This window comes from Parahaliea mediterranea, assembly GCF_003402235.1.
GTDB classification, from domain to species: domain Bacteria; phylum Pseudomonadota; class Gammaproteobacteria; order Pseudomonadales; family Halieaceae; genus Parahaliea; species Parahaliea mediterranea.
In genome coordinates this window covers 1,057,266-1,080,586 of the sequence record NZ_QEWO01000001.1, presented here as the reverse complement: position 1 = coordinate 1,080,586, position 23,321 = coordinate 1,057,266, and the positions used below count along the sequence as shown (strand labels likewise).

Here is a 23,321-nt window from a genome sequence, read left to right as displayed (position 1 = left end):
GATTCTTTGTCGCCGGTTGGTGGGCGGGTGAAATGGCGCTGAAGGAACTCTGGTCAGAACTGTGCCGGGGGGAATGGGAGTTTGTTGCGAACAAGGTTCGCAACAACCTATTCCACAACTATCTGCCAACCCTGCAGGTGTCCCAGTCGCTGCCGACGGTGCTGGTTGCCAGCTCGGCGCGCAGTGGGAGCACCTGGCTCATGGAACTGTTGCTGAAAACGGCGCCGTACAGGGTTCTGTTTGAGGCGGTGCCAAATGCTGAATTCAGCCTCCGGGACTTTGAGACCCCTCGCTATGTGCTGTCTGCGGGGCACTCGCTGGATGAGCGAACAGACTTCGTGACTTCCCTACAGCACTGCGACCGGCGTGACTGGAGTCAGCAGCACCGCAATTCCAGGAATATCCACTGGCTGGCGCGGGGTGTGCTTATCAAATCCACCCGCGCCAATTTTTGCCTCGACTTCTTACAGACGCACCTCGGTGGTCAAACGCTGCGGGTTATTTACCTGATACGCAACCCCTTCGATGTCATTCGTTCTAAAATTCTCAAAAAATCGGTGGCCGGAGGACAATTTGTCAGTAAATTCTGCTACGACCCGCTACAGCTGTTTGCTACCGACGATCCCTTCTTTCAGGCTTACTTTGAACGCTATCGTCCCTTGCTAGGGAATGCGCCCAGCGACGTCCAACAAGAGGCTTTTATTTGGTGCCTGGAGAATCGGTGGTTGCTGGATGTTTGGCATGAACGTGGCTGGTCGCTAGTGGTTTACGAAAACCTGGCCCTGGAGTTCGAACAGACCTTCTGCCAACTGTTGGACGACATCGGTCTACCCTTCCGGCAACGGGTACTGGCCAGCAGGCAAGTCAGGAGTTCAACCGCCTATGCAGGGCGTGGTCGTGAAATGGTTGCCTCCGCAGAGTTCCGCAACATCGGCGACAGTCTCACCAGGTGGCGGGACTTTTTTTCTGTCAGGCAGCAGCGCGAGATAGCCGCTGTAATGGATGGATTTGGCATCGACTACAATGTTCTGCTGGATAACAGTGTGCGCGAGCGAGTGGATTATTCGGCTTGATATCGGTAAGGCTGTTGAAAGTGGGCTATTGTTGGCGTTGGTTTGCAGTCTTGGCGTAGCCTTAGGACGCTAATTTACGCACGGAGTGCATGTTCTGTATGGATACAGTCGAAAAAATTCGTCTGGCCTCGTTTATGATTAACAAGGCGGCCAAGGACTACAGGGCCAATAGATTGGTAGTTGCCTGGCGTTTTCTCCAGGCTTTGCGACAAGGTTTTTCACCCACAGAAATAGCAGAATGCGACCTACTCAATACGGCAGAGGCCGGTACGCGTCTGCGCGATTTTGTCAGTAATGAAGAACTGCTCGACTTCCAGCGCGGTCTAAATCCAGAATCTCACTATACCGACACGGAAGACAAACAGGTTTTCGCCAGGCTCTGTCGCCAGCACCACCTCCCCATCGCAAAACAAGTCGGCCAATTCGATTTTGGCTCACAAGTTGACCCTGTCATGATAGAGCCAATCAGGCAACTGGTGGCTAGACTGCCGTCGGGTGATTATATTCTCAAACCCACACGCGGCTGCCACGGCAAGGGCGTTTTACCCGTTGTCCATCAGCAGCAACCGGAAAGCGAAGAAGCGTTGGTGGAGCAGCTTCGCCACCACTGTGCGACGCACCGCGAATTTTGCCACTGGCTGATAGAAGAGCGGCTTGCCAATCACCGCGACGTGTTGGCTTTGAGCCCATCTCACGCTCTACAAACGGTGAGGGTGGTTACCTTTGTCGATTGTGATGACAAGGTACAATTGGTCGCCGCCCAATGGCGTTTGGCCAGTGTTCATGCCTACGTTGACAATTTCTGTTTTGGCACTCGCCTCGGGTTGCTGTGCAATATTGTGCCTGAAACAGGCCGGATAGAAATTGCCTACCGAGGTAAGAATTTCCCTCGTGAGTTTGCGCTTGATGCCGTCGACCGGCACATTGAAACCGGCAAGATCCTGGTGGGGGAGCGAGTGCCGCTGTGGGATGAGGTAGTGGCGCTAGCGGAGCGTGCGGCGCTGGCGTTTCTTCCCTCGCGCGCTATTGGCTGGGATATTGGCCTTAGCCCGGCGGGGCCTGTTCTCATAGAAGGTAACCGTTACTGGGACGCCCACAACGAGGACGGCCGGATGCGCGAACGTATGGCTCGGATGCGTGATGTATCGCCCACGACCTGAGCTTGGCAGCTTGCCTGCGCCAGAGGTTTTTGTTGTTTGTGGCGTTATGAAGGGGCGGCTATGGCTTGGCTGAGGCGTCTGGCGCGGCAGTTGCTGTCTTTTCGTTCGCACCATCTCTACGGTATTGATTGCCGATCACTCGCGCCGCCGTCGCCACCAGATGGAGAACTGATCACCCTGGTGGATCGCGACTCCGCCGCAGCGTACCCCGATCTATTGTCGGCGCTGGTGAATATCAATACTCAGAACCGTGATTACCTGCGGGAAATCCACAGAGGGCGAATGGCCTGTGCATTGATTACGGTGGATGGGAAGCTGGCCCACTATGGTTTTCTCTACCTGAAGAATCGCAGTGCCCTGTTGTTGGGTCTTCCCGTTAAAACCGCGTTGGCTGGAAATGCCTTTACTGTGCCGGCATTCCGTGGCCGTGGCTGCCAGGGACGCTCCCTGCTAAAACGGGCATGCTATGCCAACAAACTGGGTTTCGACCAGGTGGTGGCAGAAACCTCTGTTGACAATATCGCTTCCGGCAAAGGATTGCGAAAGGCGGGTATGGTGTTCTTGGGTAGAATGGACTACTTGGTGCTTTTACGAGTGCTGGTGATTCGCTGGCGCCGCCCCCCTGGTTTTCCCTTGTTTAGTATCTGCCTGGGTTGAGAGGTATCCGGCGCTGTGGTGGTTGCGACGTTCTATGGCCTTCGTCGCCAGCGCTTAATCCGTTCCACCAGTTGATCCCAGCGATAATGCGCCCACAGCAGTACGCGGTAGTACCAACTATCGCGGAGATAAAGCTGGTTGCGTCGCTCGTACTGCTCGCTTGCAAATAGCGCCTTGTGCGCCCCCTCTCCCTCGGTAAAATCAAACCAGTCCACCTCGGGGTCGGAAAACAACCGTTCGTGCACCAGGTACTGCAGTACGGTGCCGGGAGAGAGCCTGGACAACTGCTTGTCGTAGCCTAGGTAGGCGTAGATTGCTGTGCGTTCTTGTAGGGGAGCATAGAGATAGGCCGCCGGTACATCATCCATGAATAGCAGGTAGCAGCGCAGCGCGCCCATAGACGCCAGTGCTTTGGCGCTGCTCCGGAATGCCGTGTCCAGCGGGAGGGCGCCATCGAACAACTGCGCCTGGTAAGTGCGTTGGGCCAATGGCCCTGCCAACCTGAAAAACTCATCAACGGCTTCGGGTGAGTGGTATTCCCTGCAGTCTATTTCGTTAGAGATGGAGGCTTCGACAAATTTGCGCACTTTTCGGCGCAATGTCGACCGGGTCTTACTGGATTTTAGCTGCAGGAAGTCTTCAAAGCTGCTTCTGAGGTCGGTCCGATAGTGTGTGTAACTGGGCAAGTGGTAGCACAGGCCATGAGCGGTTCGCTGTAGGGTAGGTGGCTGGTCGGTGGCCGGTACACCGTGTAGTAAAAAGCCATCAGTAGATGTTGGCCAGTGCTGGGGCAGCAGTTGATTTGCCAGGTGCCCCTTGTCCAACTCAAAGGCACTGAGGTGAATAATGCGTAGTGGCCACGAGACAAGGGTTCGGTTGGCGACGGTAAAGCGTAGTGAAAAGCGGGTGCTATTCATCGAATATGGGTGGCTCTGTCAAGAAGCCGTCTCGCGGACCGCCAAGGGGGTACGCGTAACGGTACCTCATTGGTGATGTCGTCCACCTGCGCAGCCAGTTCGCCGATGGTTACAGCATTCAGGTCTGGGGTACTACACAGTTGCTGGCAGAGTCGCTCGAATTTGAGTTCAGTCAGCCGGTTGCGGCGATAGGCGCCGTCGTTTGTCGAGTGATGGAACTCGCAGACGTGGGAAAGCAGTACCAAAAAGGGGGTCGACTGCCGTTGCGCCGCTTCCAGCAGGGCGGCCTGTTCATCCAGCCCCATCCCGATCAGTGTGGCCAGTCGTGTTTTTGGCCTGAGTAGGTAGTCGCTGCCTTGATAACTTGACACAGGCAGCTCGATAACACCCTCGCGATTCAACGCTGCGTGATAGCGGTGCAGACTCTGTGACTGGGGTGTTTGATGCCCGAGTCCGATTGATGAGGACAGCCGCAGCCCGCAGGCGTAAAAGGCCGGATACAGATGGGGTTCAATCATCAGGTTGCCGGTTCGCACGGCGCTCGGTGCGGGCAGCCCCCAGTCCTTAAATACCGAAAGGCCGTGGCGGATGATGTCGGCGGCTTGCTCCGTGCTGCGGCTTGCGAGATTGTCGTGTATGTCGGAGCGAGGTGGGTCCTCGCGCGCAAGTTCTGCCCAGTTCGGGTGCTCGAATTGTAGCCAGGCGGGGTGTAAATGCAGTTGTAGCTCGTGGCCTCGCCCGGCGATGCGGTGGGCCACCGCTCCCATTTCCTCCAGCCCAAACCAGCAGGTGTTCAGGGTTTCTATAAAAAACGTGGCGCGCACGTTATGCCGTTCAAGGGTATCGAGAATATGTGATAGACCGGTGGGAGGGTGGTTGCCTGGGTGGCCGAGCAACGTGATTGCACCCTTGGGTGCGCGCAGCGCGGGATGAGTGAAGGCGCCATTGATATCGAATTCGATATCGAAGGTGATCGCAACGCTGGTCGCGCTTGTCATCATCTTTTGGAACTGGGGCTTGGAGAGGAAGACCCGTCATTGGCGCCAAGCCACAACTCCAGGCAGGTTAATACCCACAAAAGCTCCCCGTAGTATGCGGCATGCCCATCGCGGTGCAGTGCCACTGACTGGGACAGGAAGTCAGGCTGGAAAATATCCCGCTGGGCAAGGTCTGAGATGCTGTCATAAACCAGATCCTGTAGGGGCTTGTGCTCCCGCATCCAGACCCCGAATGGCAGGCCGAAACCGTGTTTGGATTTGTCCAGCGTCGCGTCTGGCAACCACCCGCGCAGGGCCTTTTTGTAGAAGCCGCGCAGGGTGCCATTTTGCAGCAGCACTGTGTCGGGAATGCCAATGGAAAAATCTGCCAGTTCCGAGTCGAGAAGGGGGTAGGCAACCTGTACGCCAGCCACCTGGCAGGCGTGCCCAACCTTGCGTAGGTCGTTGTCGGCCAGTGTGACCTGCCAATCATGATAGAGCAGGCGATCCAGTTCTGTGCCCTGCGCAGGCCGGTTGTAGAGCTCCCGCAACATGTTCAAGGGCTGGTTCAAGTCAACACCTTTGAGGAAAGCGGGTTGGAACATCTGCGCCGGATCGAAGCGATGCAGGAAGTTATAACTCTGCAAACGGTCGGGCAGGGGGGTGGCAGCCTGCTCAATATAGCTGGCGATTTTGCGTGTTGCCCCAAAGCGTTCAGGTAGGTGCCTGGCAAGTGGCTCCAGCAGGTTGCGGCGCAATCCGGCCGGCAGCCTGTGATAGGGGGCGAACACACGCTGGCGCAGATAGCGCTCGTTGCCGGCAAACAGTTCGTCGCCGCCATCCCCGGCCAGCATGAGGTCGACCCCGTCTTCGGCTGCCCGTTTTGCGCAAAAATACGCGGGCAGCATGGATGAGTTGCCAAAGGGCTCCTGGGTCGAAGAGGCTAACTTGGGCAGGGTGTCAACGATATCTGCGGGGCTGAGGTAATACTCCTTTAGATGCAGGCCAAAGTGAGCCGCGGTAATGCGCGCAAAGGGGGTCTCGTCATAGCCCTCGGCATCAAAGCCGATGCAGTACGCCGTTGCCTCGCTCTGTAGCTCCGCCAGAAATCCGGCCACTGTGGAGGAGTCCAGGCCACCGCTGAGAAAGGCCGCAGGGCGCTGGGCGTGTTCGCAGCCGCGCCGGACAGCCGTGCGCAACAGGTGCCGCAGATTGGCCTCTTGTTCTCCGGATGCTGCACATTGAACCTTGGCGCGAAAATCCGGCAGCCAGTAGGGGGTGATGCGAGTATCGCTCGCTATCGACACCAGTGCATGTGCGCCAGGTAATTTGCCGACGCCTGTGGCGATCGAGGTAGGGGAGGGAACAAAATGAAAATAGCAGTAATTGAACAGTGCCTGTTTATCGAGAGCGGCCCCCTCCCGTGCCGCCGGCAAGTCCGCCAGATGGGTGGCGGCGGCGACTCCGCTGTCCTGGCAGCAGTAATAAATTGGTACCGAGCCAAAGCGATCGGTGGCGGCGATGAGTATGGCGTTGGCACTATCCACCAGGGCGAAGCCGAATTGGCCCCGGATGTACTTGAGCATGTCTGCCCCATGCTCTTGGTAGGCAGCATAGAGTGCTGCCACGTCCCCTTCCCTGGCCGCGATGGATGCCAAATCGGCACTCTGCCACTGGTAGCGGCCGAGTGAAGCGATAAGCACTTGTCCGTCCGGTGAACGGTAGACCTGCTCAGGGGCTGATACGGTGGCATTGGTGCCGGCGAGGGTAGTATGCCAGTGTTCTTTTTGAGGCGCGTCGCTAAGGGGGGGATGAGGCGCGTTGAGGGTAGCGAGAAAACCAGGTACTTCCGCATCGGCCAAGGATTGGTCTTCTGATATACCCATCTTTTGCTGCGCCTGTCGCTATCCTTTGCGGTGATTGTCCAAACTGGTACGCGATGACAATACTGGCGATAGTGTGGTCACATAGCGAGTGAAACTCAAGCGCTGGGCCACCAAACTGCGACGCAGTGCCACGTTCACGGCGGCCTCCCGCCAAGGGTGATGAGGCACGTGGTGCTCGACGCGCTCAGGGGGCAATCAGTCCGCCAGGAGGTGGGTGGCACCGGAGTCTATCCACTCTGCGAGAATTCGCAGCTCCTCGTCGGTGATTTGCGTAGGGTGGGATGGCCCAAAATCGATGTCGTCACGGTAGGTGGCGTCACTACGACCATCCGTTCGTCTATTCGCCGCCTTCCAGTACAGTAGGCTTTCCCTGGCGAACATGCTGTTGACATATTTGCTGGTATAGGGTCGCTGCAGGCCAAAGCGGCGTTTCTCATTGTCCGATTCGCTGACTTGAAGGCGGCGCTCTGGCGCCACGGTTTTCTGGAATTGATCCCAGACCAGGCTGTCATAGTCCATCAGCGGCACGTCACTGACGTGGCAGGTGAGGCAGCGGCGGGCGAAGATGGGCTTGATATCGCGCTCGTAGACAGGAACTGCGGTGGCATTCATCAGTGGCAGCGGTTCGGCGCGGAATGCCAGGCTGTCCTCATAGGGACGCCCCTTGCGCGAATGCAGGTGGCACCCGCCGCAAACCCGCTTTTCGCCGGGGCGCAGGGACTGAGGGACTTGATCGCGCTTAATGACACGACCCTCGGCGTCGATACCCGCCATGATATATGGGGTTTCGCAGGGTAGCGACACCTTGAAGGACTTATCGGGCAGTAGTGGAACGTCGCCTAGCATGCGCAGGCGATTCCCACTGAAATTGGAAAAATTGCGTTTTTGGCTGTTGGGTATCACCTCCCAAAAACGGATGCCGGCAAGTTGGGAGTGGGGTACACCATCGATCTCCCCGCCGTTATTGGCGGATGTCCAGTAGTTGTGGTTAAACCGATAGGGTTGTTGCGGACTGGTCTCAGCCGCGCCTGCATTGCTGCTGGCCAGCTGGCAGCTGCCATCGTCCGTATTGGACAGTTGCGGTGCTTCTATCTGCCGGGCCACCACCGCGCGGGCGCCAAACTCGTGCCAATCGGGTTCATCGACAACTCGTCTTAAGTCATCCATGTGCCTGGATGGGATGCGGGTAGTGAGGTACAGGCCGACATCACAGCCGAGCTTTTGTGGTTGATTGGCGACATTTTTCTGAAAGCTCTCGACAGTCCCAGATACCTGGGTGCAGTAGCCCCGGCCCACGCTAAGCAGTAACTGGTTGTTAGGTGCCCCCTCCGGATAGCCGATCTTTCCCTGATAGATGCCATTCACACGTATTGAAGGGTTGTCGTCAGAGCGCGACCAGTCCGCCACGTTGTACAGTTTGCGCGGCTGGAAGTTTGGCAGCTTACCCTCCACACCAACGGGTTCTGGCCCCCAGCAAATGACATCACCTAGCCCAAGGTTGTTGCCGCGATAGTAATTGGCAACACACATATCGCCATTGCGACGCTGGCCGAGAAAGTGCAGGGCCTTGGTTGTCTTGGTGCGCCCAGTGGTGGTCCGCAGTGACGCTCGGTGGGCGCCGTAAAGCGCAGTCATGTCCCCCCCGCGGTAGTCCATGTCCATGACCACCCACATATTATCGAGTGTGCCCGGCCAGTTTATGGCGCCGTTGGTATGCATATAGGCAAGGTTGTGGCTGAGCCACTGCGAGCCGTAGGCAACCCTGCCGTTGCGCATCAGGTAGGGGTGCATGGCTGTGCTGATCTCGTGATGGGTGGCCAACTGCACGTCGCTGCCATCAGCATTGGCGATGTAAAGCCTGGGGTCTGGCCGATTGTTGGAGGTAATGCGATCGAGGTAGGGCTCGCGCTGAGGGTTTCGGTTGGAGGCGAACATGATCCGGCCATCGGGTAGCCAAGTCGGGCTGATATCCAGGGCTCCCTTGGGCTGCGGCAAGCGTTTCAGTTCGCCCGTCGCCATATTGATGATATGCAACTGTGCGCCGGATATTGGTCCCAGTCGCCGGTTGGGTAGCTGCGTCCTACCCCAAGTGGCGTTTACCAACTTATTGGAGCGATACACGGAAAATAGGATACTGCGGCCATCCAGCGATACCGCCGGGTCCAGGGGAACACAGGGCTGCGCCTCTTTCATGCAATCAAAAAGAATCCGCTCATCGCCGTTGGTGTCCCGGTACACCAATTGGCCGGGCGCGTTAAAGCCGTCGAAGATATGCTTGGTATCTGGCAGCCGATCCCAGATGTCAGGGCTGTTCAGTGTGTAGGGCGAGCCATCCTTTAGCGTGGCGCGGCGCTCCCCGTGTGTGCGAGCTACTCGGGTATAGACAATGGGCTCCAGCGCATTGGCCGGCGCCGGTTGTGGCGCAACGACCTCGCCGGGGTGCGGCTCTGCCGGCTTCACCGGGCCCCCACTACCGGAGTCCGGATTGGAGTCCACTATGGGTGGCGGTGCCTCTGGAGTGGCTGGGGGTGCCGGTGGTGTTGGCGGGGAGACTGGCAGGGGTGCCGGTGGAACCCCGCCATTTTGCAGGGCGCGTCGTATTTTGCTTAGCCAGTCCCAGAATGCCGTTTCACCTATGGCGAGGGGATGCTCCGGGGCTGTCGACGCCGTTGTTATGCTAGGGGAAGCAAAAACGCCAACCAGCACAAGGCACAGAGCCAAGGCACCGGCAGGTAGCATTCTGCGATGATGTGACATGAGGCAGCCTCGTCTGAAACGGCGGTTTCGCTGCTGGTCAGAATGATGCAGCTTGCGCCGCCGCTATCAGCTGATCTGGCCTCGAAGTATAGCCTATTGTGTGAGCAAGGTACCAATGTGAAGCTGCGGAACTCAACTTTTTGCGCGCTGTGTACAACAATCGAAGCGGTTTTCTACACTGATAGGGTATGGATAGTCGAAAATGAGCATTATTCGGAGCGTTAGAGTGCCATTGGCGTCGTGTCCGCGATGGGATGGGCTGTGTGGTTACCAATACTGTGGCGGCTGACAAGGTGGATGAGGTCGGTCCATTTTTCAGCGTGGTAATCCCTACTCGCGACAGAGCCGAATTACTATCGCGCGCGCTGGCTTCGGTGGAGGCTCAGCGCTTTCGCGATGTTGAAGTGCTGGTGGTGGACGACGGCTCGAAGCCGGCGTGTGCAAATGCCTGTGGGGCGTTGGTCAAAGCCTGCCGCATCCCCGCTGAGTATCTCCACCTGGGCAGCTACCGACGCGGCCGTGGCCCTGCCTATGTCCGCAACGTGGGTGCTTGGCGAGCCCGCGGCCAGTATCTGGCCTTCCTGGATGATGATGATGAGTGGAGTGATGCTGCCTACCTTGAGAAAGCCCACGCAGCGCTGCGCGCCGGGGCGGCGGACATCCTCTTTGCCAATCAGGTAGCCATAGAGGCCAGCAGCGGTGAATCTAAGCCCCTGTGGTTACACCGCCTGGCTGAGAGAATGCGGCAAGCGGGCAAAGTGCAGCGGGAGGGTTGCTACGCACTGACCGTTGCCAATCTGGCGGCATTCAGTGGTTTTTGTCACCTCAATACAACTGTTGTCAGGCGCGACCTGTTCAACTCCATCGGCGGCTTTGACGAATTTTTATTGTATGAAGAAGACCTTGAGTTTTACCTTCGTGCCGTGGATTCAGCGCAGGGCATTCTCTTGCTGCCTGACACGGTATCGCGGCACTATACCGCCAGTGGTGAGGCGCGAGACAGCGTGTCCCAGGGGTTGAGGCGTATCGAACGTCTGATCAGCCGTCGCCAGTTGTTGAGCAAGTCGCTGCTAAAGCTGCACTCTGCCGCCCTGAAGCGGCAGTGCCGCAAGCGACTCTCCCATGTCAACCGCGACCTGGCTCGGCTGATGGTTGACCGAGGTGATAGCGGTTTGGCTTTCAATTTTGCCGCGGAAGCGGTGGTCAACGGCGCTACCCTGAGATGGTTTTTGTTTACCCTGCTTCTCGCAGGCCGGGCATTGTCGGACGCGTTGGTAGGCCGGCGCGAATAAATGGCACAGCGCAGTGCCCGATAAGTACACACACGAATATTTTTAGGAGCAGCAACACGTATGGACACCCTGGCACTGACAAGACGTATCCTGAAAACCAATTTGCAACTGGAGGAAGCCGCGCACTTTGATCGTGACGTGGCGCTGCTGGGTGCGCTGCCGGAATTCAATTCCCTGACCATCACCTCCATCCTGGCGGCGATCGAGGATGAAACCGGGTGCGAGATCCACGACGATGAAATCTCCGGGGAAATTTTTGAGAGTGTCGGCTCCCTGGCCGACTTCATTGATGAAAAGTTGGCCTGAATGATGGCGCCGCAAATCCTTTGTGCAACGCAGCGCAGCCGCCCGCAATGACAGCGGTAGCGACGGGTGAACAACTGAGTGCCCGCTACCTGGGGGTGCCGGGCGAGCGGGTTTTTACCCTGTCATTCCAGCCGCAGCAGGCTGCGCGGGGCCAGGTGCTCTACCTGCCGCCGTTTGCCGAAGAGATGAACCGCTGCCGAGCGCTAGCCGCTGCCCAGGCCCGGCAGTTCGCGGCGGCGGGCTATGGCTGCACCCTGATGGATTACCGCGGCACTGGCGACAGCGATGGCGTGTTCGAAGCGGTATCGCTGCAGGACTGGCTGGCCGACGTCGGCCTGGTGCTTGATGACATCGCGCAGCGTTACAGCCAGCCGCCGCTGCTGTGGGGCATTCGCAGTGGCTGTTTGCTGGGGGCGTGTACTGCCGGTGCCGCCAATGCCAGTTCCACTGTCACCAATTCCACTGCCGCCAGCGCAATCGGGACGCGCATTGCCGGTCTGCTGATGTTGCAGCCGGTGGTGTCCGGGCGTCGATTTGTGCGCCAATTGGTGCGCCAGCGCATAGCGGCCGCTGTCGAGCGCGGGGCAGGCGAAACAAGCAGCGAGGACATTCAACAGCGCTGGCAGGCCGGTGAGTCGGTGGAAATCGGCGGCTACCAGCCATCGGCCCGGCTGATGCTGGAACTGGAGCAAATGGAACTTACGGATTTCAACCTGGCAGGCCTGCCCCTGCGCTGGCTGGAACACCTCGGCGAGGGCCAGGACGAGCCCGGGCTAGCTGTGCAGCGTATGTTGGACACGCTCCGCGAAGGCGGTGCCCAGGTGGAGCTGCACGGCTTTGCTGGCCCGGCCATTTGGCAATTGAACGAGCGGGCGGCGACGCCTGAACTGCTTGACGTGCTGGGGGCACTGTACCGTCCATGACCCATCCGCAGAAAGAACCGCTGCTGTTTGACTGCGAGGGCAGCACCTTGGTGGGCATTGTGCATCGCCCGGTCCAGGTGAAAAACGTCGGCCTGATTACCGTGGTTGCCGGCGGCCCCCAGTATCGCGCTGGTGTTGGGCGAGGGCTGGTGGAAATGGGCGATGCGCTCGCCGAACAGGGCTTCCCTGTCTTGCGTTTTGACTACCGGGGCATGGGCGACAGCGATGGCGTGTTTCAGGGCTTTGAACACATTGGGGCGGATCTCGCCAGCGCGGTAAAGGCGTTTCGCAGCGCCGTGCCGGAGCTTGAGCACATTGTGCTGTGGGGTGGCTGCGATGCCGCCTCGGGTATTCTGATTCACGCCCACACGCTGGAGCGTGTTGTGGCCATCGCCGTGGGCAACCCCTGGGTATCCAGCCGTGAAACCCAGGCCGCGGTGGTGCGCCGCCACTACCTGCAGCGGTTGGGCCAGGCGTCTTTCTGGTTGAAGTTGCTGCGCGGCGAATATCAGCTGATGGGCTATGCCCGCTCCGCAGCCAGCGCACTCGGTAGCCGACTGGGGACCTCGGGCGGTGGCGGCGGCGCGGCGCGCTCCGAAGGTGCAAGACCGGCTCAGCAAGCGCAGGGCTCCTTTATGGATCGGATGCGCCGCGGGCTCGACGCGTTTGACGGGCCAGTGCTACTGCTGATGAGCGGACGCAGCCTGATCAGTCGTGAATTTGATGCCCTGGTGCAACAACAGCCCGCCTGGCAGGCGGTAACCGAGCGCAAGATCACCGCCCGCGAAGTGTTGCCGGATGCCGACCAGGCGTTTTCCAGCCGCTCGGCGCGCAAGACGGTCACCCAGCTGCTGGGAAACTGGCTGGAGACGGTGGCGGCCAGGAGTGCGGGAGGCTGAGCGGCCCCGGCCTCTCTGTCTCAATCCCCGTCTCAACAACTGTCTCAACCCCTGCCTGAATCAATGCGCTCCAGCGATTTAAGGCTGTAGCCCAGGCGCCGTGCCCGCTGCTCAAGGCTTGAGGGCAGGCGCAGCGGTGCGGACTTCCAGAACTTCCAGCGATCGGCCCGCCACCGGGCAAAGTAGTGCTCGTTGATGGCCTGTTTCACCGGGCGGTCCAGGTCGATGGAGGGCAGGCCGAGGAAGGTGAGCAGTTCATCCAGATGACGCTGCGGTGCCTGCACAAAATCTTCGTAGTACAGCAGCAGGGAGTGGCGCAGGGCGGGCTGGTCCTGCAGGAATTGCTCGTAGGCCGTAAGGGTGTGATCTATCAACGACCCGATGGAAGTGTGGCTCCATTTCTGGGTGGCATAGGCCACGGCCACGGGGTGGCGCAGAATCACAATGAATCGCGTGCGGGGAAAGAGCGCCTGCAGAAAGCGCGTGCGCACGATATTGGGGGGCGATTTCTCTATCAGCACCGGGCGGCTCAGGTCCCAGTATTCACTCCACTGGGTGAACAGTGCCTGCGCATTGTCCGCGCTCACCAGTGGGTGGGTTTCGGTCATGTGCGATGCCGCATCAAAGGCAAAGCGCCCCGGCCCGCCAAACACTTCGCCGCGCGGGTACACCGTTTGCAGAAACTGGCCCTCATCTTCCATGTAGGCCGGGGTGTCTTTGAAACCACTGATCATCGGATGCGCACGCAGCAGCTCGTGAATCAGCGATGTGCCACTGCGATGCACGCCAGCGATAAATACGAAGTCGTGATGGTCAAGTGCGTTTGTCGGCATGGCTCAGGGTCTGTTGGCGTTGGCGGCGTCGCGCTGCGGAGCTTGCGGGTTGAGTCTACCGCTGCGCTGCAAAAAATCCGCGATAAGTTCGTTGGTTTGCCGGGTATAGGGCGGTTCATTGAAGAACCCGTGGCCGACGCCCTCCCAGGTGGCGACGCCCAGGGGCACTTGTGGCTCGCCAGCATCACCGCAGGGCTGCGTCAGGTAATGCCGGTACAGCGGGTCCTGGTCGCCATAGATCAGCAGCCGGGGTATCGGCAGTTCACAGAGGGGCTGGCTGGCGGCGCGGCCGGAGTGGTGGCCAGGTGCATGACCCGGAGCACGCCAGGGAGAAAGCCGCTCCCTTTCCTCCGCTGTCATCTGCCGGATCAGGTCCATTTCGCCGGTCGAGAAGCCGTCCTGCGGCCTCGCGGCGACTAGGTCCAGCACCGGGTTGTAGAGCACCAGCGCCCTGGGTGGTGGCGAGAGCGGCGCTGTGCCGCACCCACTCGCCATGCAGGCGGCGAGATGCCCGCCGGAGGAGCCGCCGGCCAGCACCATCTGGCGCGGGTCGATATCGAATTGCCCGGCCCGGGACTGTAGCCAGGCCCAGGCATCGCGGGCATCCGCAAGAGCGTCCTGGGGCGTGCTGCCGTGACGGCTGGCAACACGGTAATCAGCGACTACGCTCAGCCAGCCCCGGCTGGCGAAAAAACGCGCCTGGGGCAAAAATTGCTGGCGATGCCCGGTAACCCAGCCGCCCCCAAACAGGAACAGGATGGCCGGGCGCTCGGGGGCTTGTTGGGCGGGGTAAAGTGCCTCCAGATACAGTGCGCCAGAGGGGGTAGTTTTATAGACAAACAACTTAGTCACAGGCCTGGCCTTGATGGCGTAGAGAACCGTGCCAAGGGCGAGGCAAAACAGTATCAGCAGGGCCAACGAAAAGCCCAATTTAGTCACTGCCTGCCCCTGTCAGCCGGGCAGCGATCAGATTGTCGATCGCACCGGTAACCTGTCGGAAGGCTTGCTTGTAGGTATCCTCAGAGCGGTTGTAGGGGTCAGGGATCTCCCTGGCGAGCCAGCCAGTCTCCAGCAGACCTCCGAGTAGCAGGACTGGCCTGTTGGGAAAGCGCCGCTTGATCTCAAAAACTTGCCCCGACTCCATCACTAGAATCAGGTCCGCCCAGTGCGCCATCTCTTCATCCAACACCCGTGAACGAAGGTGCGACATATCAATGCCCTGAGCCGCCGCCAATGCCACCGTGTGTGGGTCGGGCGCCCTGTCAGCCTCGGGGTGAAAGCCCGCCGAGCGGAACTCAATATTGTTGAGGCTGCCCGCTTTGTCTCGTGCAGTGGCTTCGGCAAGTGCGCTGCGATTGATGTTGCCATAGCAGATAAACAGAATGTGGCGAGCTTGAGCCACCCGCTTGTCGATCACCGACCGACGGCTACCGAACCGGCAGATTGTCTGCCTTGTAGTGGCTGCTATCGCACCGCCAGCACGCCGGGCGTAGCGAGAGGCTGTCCGCCAAAGGTCAATCAGCCCGGGCAGCGGGTCGGACCAGGATTGAGCATCGAGGTGGTGACCAGGCAATAGCATGGAGAGTGTTTCTCGCAGTGCCTCGAATCGCGACGGCAGTGCAACCAGGCGAGTGTCGGCCTGGCGCCGCATTACCGCCTCGCACCAGCTTAGCTCCGAAGATAACTTGTGGCACAGCACACCCCGGCGGTAGGCAGGCAGTGCGGGGAGCGGTAGCCCGCACTGTAGGTGCCACAACAGTAAGGGAAAGTCGGCACCTGCCGCCAGGGCAAGGGGGAGTGAGCCCCAGAAGCGGCCGTTGATTTCAACCAGAATGTAGCGGCCACTGTCTGTCTGAACCTTGAATTCGACCATGGCCACACCGGTCCAATCAAGGGCTGACAGTAGCCTCCGGCTCGCTTCGAGCAGTTCGGGGTTAACCTCTTCGCTTCGCCTGAGGCTACTGCCGCCCCCACTCAAGGGGACCTCGTGCAGCCGCCGATGCTGAAACGCATAGAGAATCTCTCCGCGACTGGCCAGTACCTCAATGCCGACGCCGTCACCGTAGAAATACTCCTGCAGGATCAGATCGGTGTGGGGCAGCGTGGTGCGGGCACTGCGTCTCAAATCGTCTAGGATGTGGGCGTAGTGCACACTGTGGTGCTGGCGTGTGTCACTATCTGAGATGGAGCGTGCCGGCTTGATAACAAGGGGAAACGGCAATTCAGTGACTATTGAATCCAGCGCCTCGATACTGTTGATGAGCCAACTGCGGGGCTGGCTCACCTGAACGCGTGCGGCCAGTGCCGCGGTTTGCGATTTATCCAGCACCTGCTCAAGAGCCTGGTCGTCCGCCATTGCGAATAGGGCTCTACGATCACTTGTTGCAAAGTGCCGGGAAAGTGGCACCAGGCTGCGTTCGGTTACAGGAATCACCATGGCGAGGCCAGCGATGTCAGTGAGTTTCCCCTCCATCCAGTTGAGAAAGGCCTCTGTCTGTGACATCGGGTCGGGATAGTGCAGGTGTTGCAGGGCATAGCGAGAGTAGCTGCCGATAGATTTGCTTCGGCTCGACGCGGCCAACACCCTGACACCCGAGCGGCCCAGAGATCGAATAATGGCAAGCGCTGGAAGCGTATCTGCGTCCAGCACCAGCACCGTTGCCAAGGTGTCAGACCGGGTCATCAGCATAGCGCTGGTAAGTCTTGGGTAGGCTGAAGCCTCGCTGTTCCAGCAGGCCAAGGAAAGCGTTAGTCATCGCCTGTCTATCGGCCATGGACAACGGCGCTTGCCGCTTCTGGTGCGCGCGTTGGTGGCGACGAACGGTAATCATGGATTCAATTTGCTGATCACTCAGAACAATATTGAGTCCCGCAAACAGGCGCCTGACGGCTTGGTGAGAACTGAAATCTTCGGTGTGGAATGTGATAACGGGAAGGGACGGCCAGCGTTCGCGCCAATGCTGGACACGCGCCTCTATCTCGAACCAATACCATAGCCCTTTGTAGTAGGGGTGGGAGTAATTTGGGTGGTTCTCCAGTTCGTCGGCCAAGGGAATCAGGTTGGTTGGTGCCTTGTAGTCCAGCCACCAGCGATTACCTTCTATGGTCCCCGGTTGATCCTGTAGTTGGTAAATGGAGTGGGCGACACTGGCCGGGTCTCGTATCAGGTGTATAACCCGAAGACGATCACCGAAGTCTGAAGCTGCCTGATCGCCGAAGGACTTTATGAACAGGTGATTTGCCTCTAGGTATGTCTTTGCGCCCACGGCACTGCGGCGAATATTTATCGCTTTTCGCTTGCGATAGAATTGTTCAACGCTTGCGGTGTCTCGGTAACTTGCACTGTGAAGCAGATGGTCGTGCATGACGGGATAGGGTTCATGTAGCGCAACACAATGCGGAACTTGCGAGAACAAATCGACCAGGGTAAGTGTGCCACTGCGGCCGGTGGTGGCAACAAAAACCCACTGTTCTACCCCGCGAGTCCTGAAGCTATACCACCAGCGTGCAAGCGCTACGACCGGGGCAGAGTATTTTAGCGCCTGCATATTAAACGCCTGCTGTAATTGCGCGTAGACCGGGAAGTTTTGAGGCCATGGCATAGATTTCCAATCTAAAGGGGTGTTTGCTACAGACCAGTCCCAGTAGCCAGCCGGTGGTGGCGACAGCACCAATCAACAGCATCGCCGGCAGGTCTCCTAAAGAGCCACCGAGCAAATATTGTCCCAGTATCGCCGCTGGTAGCATCGAAGCAATAAGGCAAGGCAGGGTATGTAGAACCGCTCGAAAAACCGGCTTGAGGCCAATACCTAAATTGCGTCGCAGATAGTAGAGGGTTGCCGTCAGCTTAATGACCTGAAATCCAACTAGCGCCAAGCACACTGCTTGCAGATCAAACTGGCAAGCGAATGCAACCAGTGCCAGCTTGGTAAAATTGGCGGTGGTGCCAATTTTGAGAGTGATGTCGGGTCGACCGAATGCTATAAAGAGGTTGTCACTGAATAGGATGGGTGGCAGTAGCAGGCCGCCAATACACAGCACTTGTACCATTGGTACCGCTTGCGCCCATTGATCGCCATAGAGCAAAAGAATGATCTGTCCAGTGAACAGATAGAGAAAAACGAAGAACGGCCAGGCGAAAATCATCGCGTAGTTGAGGGATTTTAGGTACCCATTCGCCAGTGCATCGACATTGTGGTTGTCTCGTGCAAATAGCGGCAGGATGATGCCGCTAACACTACTTGTGAATAAGCGGCCAAACAGCGAAAAGGTCCCGTAGGCTCTGGAAAAATAGCCCAGTGCGGGAAGCCCCATGAAGCGCGCTACCATCGCGTCGGTACCACTAATTGATAGCTGGTTGATGATATTGCCCGCGCCAATCATTGAGCCGAACCTCAGTATGGGGCGTGCGCCGCGTAGGGTGGGGCGGAATGGGAACTGGGAATCCCGGAACCACAGGGCGAGGATCACCGTGCAGAGGCTTTCAGCAATCGCACCGTAGGCAAGGCTGAAGTAGCGCGCTCCCATCAACGCTGTGGTGATGGAAACAGCGATCGATACCAGCGATGCCGTTACCGCGATACTGGCGGTAATGTGGAAGCGCAGTGACTTGCGTAGCAGGGCCAGGGTGACGGCGCCGAAGGGAATGACAAAGAAGTTGATTGAGAGCAACTTCAGCAGTGGCGAAATACTAGGCTCACTGAAAAAACGCGCGACGGCCGAGCTGCCGAGCAAAAGTGAGGCGCCTAGAAGCCAGGACAGGATGAGCGTGAGCGTGAAGGCACTGCCAACCTTATCGCGATCCAGTTCGCGCTCCTGAATCAGGTATTGATTAAGCCCAAAGTCTCGAAATAGTTGTGCAAGGGCAACTACGGAGAATCCCGCAGTGTAGATGCCTATGTCTTCTGGCGTCAGTAGGCGCGCCAGTACCATGGTGGAGGCGAATTGACACAGCAAGCTGAAGTAGCGTGCCACGATGCTAAATGCGATGGATTTTCGCGTTGTAAACGGCATGAACCTTGGTCAAAGATAGTGTCGGGAGTGACGCTCCCGCAAGATTAGGCTGGCGGTGCCAGCAATAGGGTTTAATCCGGGCTCGCACTATTGTTCGATAAAACCCCCTGCCACTGATTTGCGCTTTGCAATCTTTCTCTAAGGCCTGCCAGTGGGAAGCCGGCATTATATACCTGTCTGGCGTACTCCCTTGCGGCTACATAGTCGCCTTGCCGGGCAAACAGTAGGCCGAGGTTGTATTTAACCTGCATGTTCATCGGGTCAAGCTTCTCCGCCTGCTGATACATTTTCATGGCCTGCTCGGTTTTGCCCTTGCGCTGCAGATAGATGCCAAACAGCATGTGAGCCACTGGATCCTCGGGGCTGTAGTTCAGGGCGCGCTGTAAATAACACTCAGGCGTACTGCCTTTGTGTTGGCCAAGTCGCACATTCCCCATAAGGTAGACGCGAATAATTGAATAGAGTGCGCGATGGTGGTTGGGCCAGGCGCGTAGGGTGTAGTCTATATTCGGCACGACCTTTTCGCCGGCAACCAACTGCTCAATCGCCGGTGTGAAATGATGCCTCTCAACAATTGTTAGCTTTTCGGGTATCGCATTGCGCTGGAGGTAATCGTAGGGGCCGTAGTTCATCCATTCGCCACGGCAGGGTGTGCCCCTGAAGGTAGTGCCCACCCAGGGAGCCGCGTTGTTTGCCGACAGGGCCGGCACGGCGCCCGTCACGCCAATGAGGCCGCCGAGGCAAAGTGTGGCGAGCAATCTCATGGTGGCGTGCCAATCCTCACAGGTAAAATGACGGTTTCCGTTCCAGTCGCAGTGGCAACAAAGTGCCTATGGGCATTCAACACCATCTGGCCACGAATGCAAGTGACCCAGCTCTCAAACCCGGTAACTGGTGCTTGGCGGGGCGTCAGGCGTCGGCGCGCAACGGCCGCAGGGCGATCAGGTTGGCAAACAGAAACGCGTAAAACAGCAGGGCGACCCGCGGCGACAGTAGCGGCGAGGCAAACAGGCCCAGCAGGGCAATGCCGCACGCCGCCGCGGCAAAGGCCGGGGCCAGAGAACTGGCAGACCGGGCGCCATAGGCCCGGTTCAGGGACAGCAGCAGCAACCCGAGCAGGGTAGCAACCGACAGGGCGCCCGCTTCATAGAGCAGGTCGGCGTAGAGGTTGCTGCCAATGCCCAGCCTGCCGGGTGCATGGTGCAGCCACAGGTCAAAAGCGTCGGTGAAGGAACTGTTCCTCAGCACATTCAATTCGTCGGTAATAAAGGCCACGGAGTCCAGCGTTATTGCCGCACCCTGGCTGTCGTTGCGCAGCAGCAGCAGGTTGGGGCGCTTGCCGCCTGGCAGGGCGGCGGTAATGTCGGCCACCTCCAACTCGGCGCTGTAGCGGTTCATCTGGCCGGGCAGCCCTTCAAGCGCCCACTCGGTGAGGTGGCAGTTCTGTGGGTTGTGCCGGCTTTGGCGGGGCAGCCCGTCACACAGCAGAAAGGCCAGCCTGGCCGGCTCGTCGGCGCGGGCATTGAAAGCCAGCGTGTAGGGATCATCGCTATCCAGCCGTATGCGCTGGCCGATCAGGCTGCGTAACTCGGGGGCCGAGGCGGGGTGAAGTTGCAGCAGGCTCTTGCCGTCTTGGTCGGCAATGTCGATATCGGCGAATGACCGGCTGTCGCGTTGCTGGATGGCGCCCGCTCCATGCCCGAACAGCAAGCCCAGCACCGTTGATGCTTCCGCTGCCGGCGGGGCGGAGATGGGCGCAGCGGCGTCGGGCGCGGTGACCTTTCCGGGTGCCAATACACTGGCCACAAACAGCAGGGCGATGGCTGGCAGTGTGAGCAGGGCCGTTTGCGTGCAGCGCCGGCGCAGCGCCGGGGCCAGGCTTTCCAGCCCCAGGTAAATCAACACAGTGGCCGCCGTTGCGGCCAGTGCCAGCGGCTGGCCGTTCAGGAACAGTAGCAGGCCGTTGGCGATGACAACGCCGCAGGCAACCGGCAGCAGGCCGGACTGGTGCACGGCGTTGTACAGCACCAGCGGTATCAGCAGCAGGGCCAGGGCGCCCGGGGTGCCGGCATAGTGGCCCAGGTAGGCACTGGTGGCATACAGGGCGGCGGCCGGCGCCGCCTGGCCTGCAGTGTTGCTGGCGATAAACTCTGCCGCCCCCACTATCAGCAAAAGGCATGCCGCCGCGGTGCATCCGGCCACCAGGTCCCGGGTGGTGGCGGCCTTGTTGCGCGACATGGCATGGCCGTAGACCGGCATGAGCAGTAGCGCCCAGAGCATGCCTTTGACCGCCATGTAGGCATTGGCCGACGCGCTCCAGGGCGCGCTGGTCAGGGCGCCGGGGGGCGCGACGAAGGTGTGCCAGGCACCGTAGCCGATCAGGCTGAACACCAGGAGGATCTCGATGCCGAGCACCGCTGGCGAGGGGCGCAGCACCTGAAAGTGGTAGCGATTGAAGCACAGGCTGCCGGCTATCGTCACCAACACCACAAGGTCGAGCAGGGTGTAGAACTCGCGGCCAGTGTAACTGGCAAAGTCCGGAAAGACAGCGGCAAGGGGGATGGCGTACAGCCAGAGCCGAGGGAACAGGAACAGCAGACCGAGGTAGAGCAGTGCAAACACTGCGCCCCCGGCGCCAATCAGCGGGTAGTCCAGGAAGGGAGCCAGTGCCAGTGACAGCAGCGACCAGGCGAGAATCAGACGGGTGACAACAGCGGGTGTCAGGCGCAGCGCGGAACGTCGCCGCCAGCGCTTCAGGCTCTGCGGCCCAGACGATGCCGTGGCCTGCCCCTGGCCCGCCACGGGGAAAAGCGGACGATTTCGGCCTGTCTCTGGATCCATATCAGCGACTGCGTCACAAATTGATAAGCCTGCGGCTACAATCTCTTAGCAGGGCCGCAGCTAGCATATACAATTTTTTCCATTGCCCCAACAGGATGGATCCGGGCCGGGAGCCAAATCACGCATGCTTTCTCAGGTACATCATCTTGTGCAGCGCAAAGCAGAGCAGTTTGGCTCTAGCTGTGCGCTGTACTACCGCGATACCACGCTGGACTATCAAACGCTGTGGGATGCTTGCCAGGCCTTCGCCCAGGGGCTGCGCCGTACAGGCTTGTCTGCCGGCGCACGGGTGGCGTGCTTTCTGCCCAAACAGCCTGAGACGGTGTTTACTCTGTTTGGTACCTCTGCCGCGGGCGGTGTATTTGTGCCGGTAAACCCGCTGCTGAAACCGCGCCAGGTGGTGCATATCCTCAGTGACTGTAATGTGCAGGTGTTGGTGACCTCCGCCCAGCGCCTGAAGGGCCTGCAGGACGTGCTGCAACAGTGCCCCGATTTACAGCTCGTGGTGACAGTGGATGCGCCGCTTGCAGCAAGTGCTGCTGCAGGGGCCAATGCAAGCTGCACAGAACACTACCGAGAAAGCCTCGCCACAAAGATCACAGGCTGGCCAGACTTCGTTGATGCCGATGCGCCAATAGCTGCGGTAGCTGAGCGTATCGATGCCGACATGGCAGCCATTCTTTATACCTCCGGCAGTACCGGGCATCCGAAGGGGGTGGTGCTGTCCCACCGCAACCTGCTGGCCGGTGCCGAGAGTGTTGCCAGTTATCTGGGCAACACCGCCAGTGACAGGGTGCTGGCCCTGTTGCCGCTCAGTTTCGATGCGGGCCTCAGTCAGCTTACGACCATGTTTTTCTGCGGCGGCAGCGCCGTGCTCATGGACTACCTGCTGCCGGGTGATGTGCTGCGCGCGCTGGAGCGTTTCGAGGTGACGGGATTGGGGGCCGTGCCACCAATCTGGAACCAGCTGGCGGGCCTTGAATGGCCGAGCGCCGTGGTGCAGCGCCTGCGCTACATCACCAATACCGGCGGCGCCATGCCCACCGCCACCACGCGCAGCCTTGCCGCCCGGCTGCCGCATACACAGATCTTCCTCATGTACGGTTTGACCGAAGCGTTCCGCTCCACCTACCTGCCGCCCGATCAGGTGGCGCTGCGTCCGGATTCCATCGGCAGGGCCATTCCCAACGCCGAAATTCTGGTGGTTGATGCCAATGGGCGGGAGTGTGCCCCGGATGAACCCGGCGAACTGGTGCACCGAGGGCCATTGGTAGCCATGGGGTACTGGAACGCCCCGGAACTGACGGCCCGGCGTTTTCGCCCCGCGCCAGGGCGGCCACCGGAGCTGTCCACGCCGGAGCTGGCCGTGTGGTCTGGCGATAGAGTCAGGCGCGACCGCGAAGGCTATCTCTATTTTCTCAGCCGCGAGGACGACATGATCAAAACCTCCGGCTACCGGGTCAGCCCCACCGAGGTGGAGGAGGTGGTCTACGGCGCCGGCAACATCGCCCAGGCGGCGGCCATGGGTTTGGCTCATCCTTCCCTGGGCCAGGCGATACTGGTGCTTGTCAGCCCCGTGAGCAATGCAGGCACAGGTACAGACACAGAAATCGACGACAGCGGCCACGCTCTGCAGCAGGCGGTGCTGGGGCACTGCCGCCGGGAATTGCCGAGCTTTATGGTGCCCCAGGCGGTCATTGTGCTTGCCGAGCTGCCGCTGGGCCCCAACGGCAAACTGGACAGGAAGTGGCTGGCGAGCGAATACAGCCACTATTTTCAGGAGTGAA

Annotated in this window: 19 protein-coding genes; 8 read left to right on the top strand and 11 right to left on the bottom strand. The window is 59.4% G+C overall.

What is annotated here, in order from left to right; translation table 11 throughout:
• The first annotated feature begins 32 nt into the window (after positions 1 to 32).
• The 3 genes from DDZ17_RS04585 to DDZ17_RS04575 all read left to right on the top strand — a co-directional run bounded on the left by DDZ17_RS04585 (position 33) and on the right by DDZ17_RS04575 (position 2,890).
• The gene (locus tag DDZ17_RS04585; protein WP_116364729.1) at positions 33 to 1,073 is read left to right on the top strand and encodes a sulfotransferase domain-containing protein; all 1,041 of its coding nucleotides are present in this window, start codon (positions 33 to 35) and stop codon (positions 1,071 to 1,073) included.
• Positions 1,074 to 1,171: 98 nt separating this feature from the next.
• On the top strand, positions 1,172 to 2,233 hold the full coding sequence (locus tag DDZ17_RS04580) for a sugar-transfer associated ATP-grasp domain-containing protein (protein WP_157976441.1): 1,062 nt from the start codon (positions 1,172 to 1,174) through the stop codon (positions 2,231 to 2,233).
• 60 nt (positions 2,234 to 2,293) lie between these two features.
• Complete coding sequence (locus DDZ17_RS04575; protein ID WP_157976440.1) at positions 2,294 to 2,890, top strand: GNAT family N-acetyltransferase; 597 nt, start codon at positions 2,294 to 2,296, stop codon at positions 2,888 to 2,890.
• 32 nt (positions 2,891 to 2,922) lie between these two features.
• On the opposite strand, the gene DDZ17_RS04570 is transcribed toward DDZ17_RS04575, so the two are convergent.
• The 4 genes from DDZ17_RS04570 to DDZ17_RS04555 all read right to left on the bottom strand — a co-directional run bounded on the left by DDZ17_RS04570 (position 2,923) and on the right by DDZ17_RS04555 (position 8,908).
• Positions 2,923 to 3,807: a GNAT family N-acetyltransferase gene (locus DDZ17_RS04570; protein ID WP_116364726.1), complete on the bottom strand. Its 885-nt coding sequence runs from the start codon at positions 3,805 to 3,807 to the stop codon at positions 2,923 to 2,925.
• Entirely contained in the window at positions 3,804 to 4,808 is a 1,005-nt protein-coding gene (locus DDZ17_RS04565; RefSeq protein ID WP_116364725.1) for a polysaccharide deacetylase family protein, read from the bottom strand. The genes DDZ17_RS04570 and DDZ17_RS04565 overlap by 4 nt, the downstream gene beginning before the upstream one ends.
• Positions 4,805 to 6,646 (bottom strand): asparagine synthetase B family protein, encoded by a 1,842-nt coding sequence (locus DDZ17_RS04560; protein ID WP_170150147.1) that lies wholly within the window; start codon positions 6,644 to 6,646, stop codon positions 4,805 to 4,807. The genes DDZ17_RS04565 and DDZ17_RS04560 overlap by 4 nt, the downstream gene beginning before the upstream one ends.
• A 219-nt stretch (positions 6,647 to 6,865) precedes the next feature.
• The gene (locus DDZ17_RS04555) at positions 6,866 to 8,908 is read right to left on the bottom strand and encodes an HzsA-related protein (RefSeq protein ID WP_170150146.1); all 2,043 of its coding nucleotides are present in this window, start codon (positions 8,906 to 8,908) and stop codon (positions 6,866 to 6,868) included.
• A 782-nt stretch (positions 8,909 to 9,690) separates the two neighbouring features.
• Here DDZ17_RS04555 and DDZ17_RS04550 point away from each other — a divergent pair.
• Genes DDZ17_RS04550 through DDZ17_RS04535 form a run of 4 tightly spaced genes read left to right on the top strand, consistent with a single transcriptional unit; the run spans position 9,691 to position 12,847 of the window.
• Positions 9,691 to 10,719: a glycosyltransferase family 2 protein gene (locus DDZ17_RS04550; RefSeq protein WP_157976439.1), complete on the top strand. Its 1,029-nt coding sequence runs from the start codon at positions 9,691 to 9,693 to the stop codon at positions 10,717 to 10,719.
• Between the two features lie 60 nt (positions 10,720 to 10,779).
• On the top strand, positions 10,780 to 11,025 hold the full coding sequence (locus DDZ17_RS04545) for an acyl carrier protein (RefSeq protein ID WP_116364721.1): 246 nt from the start codon (positions 10,780 to 10,782) through the stop codon (positions 11,023 to 11,025).
• A gap of 47 nt (positions 11,026 to 11,072) precedes the next feature.
• Complete coding sequence (locus tag DDZ17_RS04540; protein ID WP_116364720.1) at positions 11,073 to 11,948, top strand: serine aminopeptidase domain-containing protein; 876 nt, start codon at positions 11,073 to 11,075, stop codon at positions 11,946 to 11,948.
• Positions 11,945 to 12,847, top strand: coding sequence for a hydrolase 1, exosortase A system-associated (locus DDZ17_RS04535; protein ID WP_116364719.1), 903 nt, complete (start codon positions 11,945 to 11,947; stop codon positions 12,845 to 12,847). Before DDZ17_RS04540 ends, DDZ17_RS04535 begins: the two co-directional genes overlap by 4 nt.
• 44 nt (positions 12,848 to 12,891) lie before the next feature.
• On the opposite strand, the gene DDZ17_RS04530 is transcribed toward DDZ17_RS04535, so the two are convergent.
• The 7 genes from DDZ17_RS04530 to DDZ17_RS04500 form a co-directional block, all read right to left on the bottom strand.
• Positions 12,892 to 13,680: a sulfotransferase family protein gene (locus DDZ17_RS04530; protein WP_116364718.1), complete on the bottom strand. Its 789-nt coding sequence runs from the start codon at positions 13,678 to 13,680 to the stop codon at positions 12,892 to 12,894.
• A 3-nt stretch (positions 13,681 to 13,683) separates the two neighbouring features.
• A complete protein-coding gene (locus DDZ17_RS04525) occupies positions 13,684 to 14,532 on the bottom strand; it encodes an alpha/beta hydrolase (RefSeq protein WP_157976438.1) in 849 nt (282 codons plus the stop codon).
• 79 nt (positions 14,533 to 14,611) lie between these two features.
• Complete coding sequence (locus tag DDZ17_RS04520; protein ID WP_116364716.1) at positions 14,612 to 16,369, bottom strand: arsenate reductase/protein-tyrosine-phosphatase family protein; 1,758 nt, start codon at positions 16,367 to 16,369, stop codon at positions 14,612 to 14,614.
• The gene (locus DDZ17_RS04515) at positions 16,350 to 17,228 is read right to left on the bottom strand and encodes a sulfotransferase domain-containing protein (protein ID WP_157976437.1); all 879 of its coding nucleotides are present in this window, start codon (positions 17,226 to 17,228) and stop codon (positions 16,350 to 16,352) included. Before DDZ17_RS04515 ends, DDZ17_RS04520 begins: the two co-directional genes overlap by 20 nt.
• 1 nt (position 17,229) lies before the next feature.
• Positions 17,230 to 18,693 carry a lipopolysaccharide biosynthesis protein gene (locus DDZ17_RS04510; RefSeq protein WP_116364714.1) on the bottom strand — a complete coding sequence of 488 codons (1,464 nt, stop codon included), beginning with the start codon at positions 18,691 to 18,693 and terminating at the stop codon, positions 17,230 to 17,232.
• A 71-nt stretch (positions 18,694 to 18,764) separates the two neighbouring features.
• Complete coding sequence (locus tag DDZ17_RS04505; protein WP_116364713.1) at positions 18,765 to 19,457, bottom strand: tetratricopeptide repeat protein; 693 nt, start codon at positions 19,455 to 19,457, stop codon at positions 18,765 to 18,767.
• A gap of 145 nt (positions 19,458 to 19,602) precedes the next feature.
• Complete coding sequence (locus DDZ17_RS04500) at positions 19,603 to 21,534, bottom strand: hypothetical protein (RefSeq protein ID WP_157976436.1); 1,932 nt, start codon at positions 21,532 to 21,534, stop codon at positions 19,603 to 19,605.
• Between the two features lie 148 nt (positions 21,535 to 21,682).
• Between DDZ17_RS04500 and DDZ17_RS04495 the strand changes: the two genes are divergently transcribed.
• Complete coding sequence (locus tag DDZ17_RS04495) at positions 21,683 to 23,320, top strand: acyl-CoA ligase (AMP-forming), exosortase A system-associated (protein WP_206613434.1); 1,638 nt, start codon at positions 21,683 to 21,685, stop codon at positions 23,318 to 23,320.
• Position 23,321 lies beyond the last annotated feature (1 nt).

Coding starts and splice junctions, on each gene's coding strand:
- DDZ17_RS04540 (WP_116364720.1), top strand. CDS start 11,073: ATGACAGCGGTAGCGACGGGTGAACAACTGAGTGCCCGCTACCTGGGG.
- DDZ17_RS04515 (WP_157976437.1), bottom strand. CDS start 17,228: ATGCAGGCGCTAAAATACTCTGCCCCGGTCGTAGCGCTTGCACGCTGG.
- DDZ17_RS04570 (WP_116364726.1), bottom strand. CDS start 3,807: ATGAATAGCACCCGCTTTTCACTACGCTTTACCGTCGCCAACCGAACC.
- DDZ17_RS04545 (WP_116364721.1), top strand. CDS start 10,780: ATGGACACCCTGGCACTGACAAGACGTATCCTGAAAACCAATTTGCAA.
- DDZ17_RS04510 (WP_116364714.1), bottom strand. CDS start 18,693: ATGCCGTTTACAACGCGAAAATCCATCGCATTTAGCATCGTGGCACGC.
- DDZ17_RS04575 (WP_157976440.1), top strand. CDS start 2,294: ATGGCTTGGCTGAGGCGTCTGGCGCGGCAGTTGCTGTCTTTTCGTTCG.
- DDZ17_RS04580 (WP_157976441.1), top strand. CDS start 1,172: ATGGATACAGTCGAAAAAATTCGTCTGGCCTCGTTTATGATTAACAAG.
- DDZ17_RS04565 (WP_116364725.1), bottom strand. CDS start 4,808: ATGATGACAAGCGCGACCAGCGTTGCGATCACCTTCGATATCGAATTC.
- DDZ17_RS04530 (WP_116364718.1), bottom strand. CDS start 13,680: ATGCCGACAAACGCACTTGACCATCACGACTTCGTATTTATCGCTGGC.
- DDZ17_RS04505 (WP_116364713.1), bottom strand. CDS start 19,457: ATGAGATTGCTCGCCACACTTTGCCTCGGCGGCCTCATTGGCGTGACG.
- DDZ17_RS04585 (WP_116364729.1), top strand. CDS start 33: ATGGCGCTGAAGGAACTCTGGTCAGAACTGTGCCGGGGGGAATGGGAG.
- DDZ17_RS04535 (WP_116364719.1), top strand. CDS start 11,945: ATGACCCATCCGCAGAAAGAACCGCTGCTGTTTGACTGCGAGGGCAGC.
- DDZ17_RS04500 (WP_157976436.1), bottom strand. CDS start 21,534: ATGGATCCAGAGACAGGCCGAAATCGTCCGCTTTTCCCCGTGGCGGGC.
- DDZ17_RS04520 (WP_116364716.1), bottom strand. CDS start 16,369: ATGCTGATGACCCGGTCTGACACCTTGGCAACGGTGCTGGTGCTGGAC.